This is a genomic window from Kribbella albertanoniae, from assembly GCF_004348455.1.
Classification (GTDB): Bacteria; Actinomycetota; Actinomycetes; order Propionibacteriales; family Kribbellaceae; genus Kribbella; species Kribbella albertanoniae.
Window position 1 is genome coordinate 1 of sequence record NZ_SMKA01000416.1, and the last position, 5,230, is coordinate 5,230.

The 5,230-nt window shown below is 66.7% G+C and carries 2 protein-coding genes; both read right to left on the reverse strand.

Going from position 1 to position 5,230, the window contains the following annotated elements; genetic code table 11:
• Positions 1–658 precede the first annotated feature (658 nt).
• A complete protein-coding gene (locus tag E1261_RS43100) occupies positions 659–1,075 on the reverse strand; it encodes a GNAT family N-acetyltransferase (protein ID WP_165952852.1) in 417 nt (138 codons plus the stop codon).
• Positions 1,076–1,120: 45 nt separating this feature from the next.
• On the reverse strand, positions 1,121–5,053 hold the full coding sequence (hrpA, locus tag E1261_RS43105; protein ID WP_132415875.1) for an ATP-dependent RNA helicase HrpA: 3,933 nt from the start codon (positions 5,051–5,053) through the stop codon (positions 1,121–1,123).
• Positions 5,054–5,230 lie beyond the last annotated feature (177 nt).

Genomic DNA, 5,230 nt, shown 5'->3' on the forward strand with positions numbered 1-5,230 from the left:
CCCGAACTCCGAACCGCCGTCCACGCCCTAGCCCACCGCCTCCTCAAGTCCTAACCCACTCTCCCCGCTGACCCTCTCCCATTTGATGGGCTGACCCACCGCGTACGCGGTGGGCTCTCCCCCCACTGGATGGGCTGACCCACCAAACGGTGCTTCAACGTGTCGCGGACCGCCACGCCACCACAATTGGTGGTCGGCCGCGCGGTGCCCGCCTGGGGTGTGGGTGGGCTAGCAATTGTGATGGGCTGGGCGTCCGGACCTGCAGCACCGTCCAAGCCGCACCGAGCGGCTCAGCAAACCCGCCGCTGAGCGTGCCGACGGTCGTGGTCGCGGCGTTGGACGGTGGTAGCGGTCCGGGTGGAGATCTGTGGAGTCGTACTGCCACGGAGCGGCAGTCAGCCTCCACAAAGCGACCACAACCAGGCGGATCGCCCCAGCCCACCTTGAGCACCGATCAACCACGCGCCCCTGCCGGACCTGGCCGAACCGTGCTCAAGGTCAACCAGCCGGCTCACTTTGAGCACCCATCAACCAGTGTCAGGCCGGGCAAGTGAGTGATCCGTGCTCAACGTCGTCCTGGCTCGTGCAGGCCCTGGGAAGATCCCGGCGAGTGGCCGTCCAATTCCTTGCCGGCCGGCGCGCGGACCTGCGCCACTGATCAACTCTCCTCCGAGCGCACGATCGGAGGAGAGTTGAGCGTGCGACCGCCCCCGGTCGAGGGGTTGGACAGTGGTGGCGGTCCGGGGTCAGGTCCGACCGGGCCCGGTACGACGTATCTCGGGTAGGTCGTGAACGGCGCGAAGCCGAGCTTGCGGTACAGCGGCACGCCTTGTTCGGTCGACTGCAGGGTTACCACGCGAGCGCCGTACTCGAAGCCGGCGCGGACCGCGGCCCGGGTCGCCAGTTCGCCGAACCCGCGTCGGCGGGCGTCCGCTCGGGTCGCAACCCAGTACACGCCAGCCGAGCCGCCGGACAGCACAGTCATCGCGCACGCGACCGGCTGACCCGCGAACCGGACGACGAACGCCACCGCATCCCGGGAAAGCAGCGCCCCGGGAGACGCGAAATGTGCCACCGCCGCAGCGTCCCCGAGCAAGCTTTCATGAACTGCGGCCAAGCGTCAGGCCTGGGCCAGCGCCTTGCGGATGCGCTTCTCCGAGACGGGGTACGGGGTGCCGATGGTTTGGGCGAAGAGGCTGATGCGAAGCTCCTCCAGCATCCAGCGGACTTCGAGGAGTTCGGGGGAGGGGTACTTGCCGGTCGGTACGGCGCGCAGGCGGTTCTGGTACTCGTCGGTGAGCGTCTGCACGATCGCCATCCCCGACCGGTCCCGCATCGCGTTCGCGCCGATCTTGTCGAGCCGCTGTTCCATCCCCCGCAGATACCGCACGAGATCCGGCAGCCGCGCAGCCCCGGTCCGCGTGATGAACCCGGGATTGATGAGCGCCTCCAACTGACCGCGCACGTCCGACAACGCCGCGAGCAACGCCGGCGACGACGCACGCGAGATCGCCTTGTCCACCGTCCGCGCGTGCCCGAGCACCTGCTCCACCTGCCGCAGAATCCCGACCACGGTGTCAGCAAGATCAGACCGTACGGCGTCGCGCAGTACCGAGAAGGCGGTCAAGTTCCACGCCGGCCCATGTGCTGCGGTCATCAGCTGATCGACCGCCGCAGCGATCGCATCGTCGAGCAGCTCACCGACATTCCGATGCGGCCCGGCCAGCAGCGTGAGCTTCTGGGCGCTGGTCAACTGACGCTGTACGACGTCGATCACCGACGGCATCGTGAGCAGCAGCAACCGGCGTGTCCCGTTCCACATCGCCGCGGCCTGGTCGCGCTCGGTCTCGTGCAACCGGATCGCGACCGTCTTGCCTTCGTCGACGAGGGCCGGATACCCAGCCACGGTCAGCCCGTTGCGATGCTCGGAGAAACTCCGCGGCAGATCACCAAAGGTCCAGTCGGTCAGCCCCGAACGCTCCAGCCCGCTGACCGCCTTTGACGCGACCTTCGAGATCGCAGCCGTCGTCTTCGGCTTCAGCCGTTCCTTGAGCTTGGCAAGGTCCTTGCCCTCGGCCACTGTCTTGCCCTGGTCGTCGACCACCCGGAACGTCATCCGCAGATGCTCCGGAACCCGGCTCCAGTCCCAGTCGGTGTCCTCGATGATCACTTCACGCAAGTTCCGCAGCTCATTGGCCATCGCGGTGGTCAAAGGCCCATCAGAAGGATCCAGGAACGGCAGGATCTGCCGCGCATGATCCGGCGCCGGCACGATGTTGCGCCTGATGGCCTTGGGTAACGACTTGATCAGCGTGGTGACCAGCTCCTCACGGAACCCGGGCACACTCCACTCGAACCCGTCCGCGGTCACCTGGTTCAACACCAGCAACGGCAGATGAACAGTCACCCCATCGGCGTCCGTACCAGGCTCGAACGCATACGTGAGATCGAAGGTCATCCCGTTCTGCGACCAGTGCAGCGGGAACTCCTCCTCCTTCACTTCCGCGCCCTCGCGCACCACGAGCGACCGCTCGAAGTCGAGCAGGTCGGCGTCGCGCTGCCGGGCCGTCTTCCACCACGTGTCGAAGTGCGTCCCGGTGACAACCTCCGCGCCGATCCGCTCGTCGTAGAAGGCGAACAGCGTCTCGTCGTCGACCAGCAGATCGCGTCGCCGGGTGCGCTCCTCGAGCTCCTCGACTTCCGCGATCAGCTTCCGGTTCTCGTGGAAGAACTTGTGGTGGGTGTCCCAGTCGCCCTCGACCAGCGCATGCCGGATGAACAGTTCGCGGGACGCCTCCGGATCGACCTTCCCGTAGTTGACCTTGCGCCGGGCAACGATCGGTACGCCGTACAGGGTGACCTTCTCGTAGGCCATCACCGCACCGGCCTTGCGTTCCCAGTGCGGCTCGGAGTACGAGCGCTTGATCAGATGCGGAGCGAGGTCCTCGGCCCATTCGGGCTCGATCTTCGCGTTCACCCGCGCCCAGAGCCGCGAGGTCTCGACGAGTTCGGCAGCCATCACGAACTGCGGTGGCTTCTTGAACAATCCCGACCCGGGGAAGATCGCAAAGCGAGTTCCCCGGGCACCGAGGTACTGGTTCTGGTTGGCCGGATCCTTCATCCCGAGGTGTGACAGCAGCCCGGACATCAGCGCGATGTGCACGCTCTGCGGGTCGGCCGGCCCGCCGCTGTTCAGCGTGACGCCGATCTGCGCGGCGACCTGCCGCAGTTGCGCGAAGATGTCCTGCCACTCGCGCACCCGCAGATAGTTCAGGTACTCACTACGGCACATCCGGCGGAACTGATTCCCCGACAGATCCTTCTGCTGCTTCTTCAGATACGCCCAGAGATTCAAATACCCGAGGAAGTCGCTGTTCGGATCGCGGAACCGCGCATGTGCCTGCTGAGCCTGGGCTTGAGCCTCGGTCGGGCGCTCCCGCGGATCCTGGATCGACAACGCGGCTGCGATCACCATCACCTCGCGAACACATGCATGCTTGTCCGCCTCGACGATCATCCGCGCCAGCCGCGGATCGAGCGGAATCTGCGCGAGCTGTCGACCGACAGGCGTCAGCCGGCGATGCCGCTCACCACTCTTGGCCGGCTCGATCGCGCCGAGCTCGGTGAGCAGCTGCAGGCCGTCGGTGATGCTGCGCTTGTCCGGCTCGTCGATGAACGGGAACGCCGCGATGTCGCCGAGCCCGATCGCGGTCATCTGCAGGATGACCGACGCAAGATTGGTCCGCAGGATCTCCGGGTCGGTGAACTCGTCCCGGCTCTCGAAGTGCTCCTCGGAGTACAGCCGGATACAGATACCGTCGCTGGTCCGCCCGCAACGGCCCTTCCGCTGGTTCGCGCTGGCCTGCGAGACCGCCTCGATCGGCAGGTGCTGCACCTTGGTCCGATGGCTGTACCGCGAGATCCGCGCCGTACCGGGGTCGATCACGTACTTGATCCCGGGCACCGTCAACGAGGTCTCGGCCACGTTGGTCGCCAGCACGATCCGCCGGTTGCCGCTCGGGTGAAAGACCCGGTTCTGCTCGGCGTTCGAGAGCCGCGCATACAACGGCAGCACCTCGACCGCACCCGGACGTCCGCGCTGAGCGGCGTACTTGTCACTCAAAGCATCAGCGGTGTCCCGGATCTCTCGCTCACCGCTGAGAAACACCAGTACGTCGCCCGCCGCCTCGTACTCGAGTTCGTCGACGGCGTCCAGGATCGCCTGGGTCTGGTCACGATCGATCGTGCTCGGGTCGTCGGGGTCGTTGATCGGCCGGTACCGCACCTCGACCGGATAGGTCCGCCCGGACACCTCGACGATCGGCGCCGGCGTACCGTTGCCGTCGGCAAAGTGTTCGGCGAACCGCTCCGGATCGATCGTCGCCGAGGTGATGATCACCTTCAGATCGGGACGCCGGGGGAGCAGTTGCTTCAGGTAGCCCAGGATGAAGTCGATGTTGAGGCTGCGCTCGTGCGCCTCGTCGATGATGAGCGTGTCGTACCGGCTCAAATCGCGATCCCGCTGCAACTCGTTCAGCAGAATGCCGTCGGTCATCAACTTCACCAGCGACCGCTCACTCACCTTGTCGGTGAACCGCACCGCGAAACCGATCGTCTCACCCAGCTCGGTGTCCAGCTCCGACGCGATCCGCTCCGCCACCGTCCGCGCAGCCAACCGCCGCGGTTGCGTGTGCCCGATCATGCCCCGGATCCCACGCCCCAGCTCCAGACAGATCTTCGGCAGCTGCGTCGTCTTCCCCGACCCCGTCTCACCGGCCACGATCACAACCTGATGAGCCTGGATCGCCGCCGCGATCTCGTCCTTCAACTGGCTGACCGGCAACTCCGCCGGATAAGTGATCTCCGGTACGGCGCTCCGCCGGACCTCGACCCGCCGCTCCGCCTGCTCGATCGCACCGATCACGCCCTGCAGCGCGTCAGCCCGCTTCCGAGCCTCCTTGGTCCCGCGAACCCGCTCCAGCCGCCGCCCCAACTGCTCCCGGTCATAAGCCGTCAACTCACCCAGCCGAGCAACAACCTCAGCCAGATTCACCTCCGGTACGTCGACCGCCTCCGCGTCGCCTGTCTGTCCGTCGCCTGTCTGTCCGTCGCCGCGCGGCGCACCGCCGTTCCCGCTCGGCCGACGGCGGCGCCGCGGCCGGCGAGCAGGGGTGTCGGCGGCTGGCGCGGCCGAGTCTTGGGTAGGCGTGCGGGGGTCCTGGGTGGGACC